This is a genomic window from Bacteroides sp. 519 (assembly GCF_010500955.1).
GTDB lineage: Bacteria > Bacteroidota > Bacteroidia > Bacteroidales > Bacteroidaceae > Bacteroides.
The window spans coordinates 1-321 of record NZ_QVMJ01000115.1 but is presented as its reverse complement, the minus strand read 5'-3'; the positions used below and the strand labels follow the sequence as shown (position 1 = coordinate 321).

Annotated in this window: 1 protein-coding gene; it reads right to left on the bottom strand. The window is 39.9% G+C overall.

Features of this window, described 5'->3' with window-relative positions; all coding sequences use genetic code 11:
- Positions 1-321, bottom strand: a 321-nt coding sequence (locus D0T85_RS22150) for a hypothetical protein (protein WP_163215680.1), incomplete at both ends; no start/stop codon positions are given.

Here is a 321-nt window from a genome sequence, read left to right as displayed (position 1 = left end):
TTTTGCAATAAACATAAATCTGACCTGCAGCAATATCACAGTCAAAATAGTTTGCTCTTCCCGCGGCTTGGTAAGCTATCTCATCATGTTCCAGTGCTTTATCGTGATGCTTTTTCAGGAAGTATGCATATCCTCCATTACGGTGTACACCCCCTTGCATAGCTATTCTCATCAGGGTGTACTTCCCAAGGATTCCATAAAGCGTTGTCAAAAACAGATTGCTTTTTTGAATATTGACAGACAAATTACCGTCGGGGCTTTGTACTTCCTGCGCACAAAGAATAGCAGGAAACAAAGATAAAGTTAAAAGTATTCTCTTCA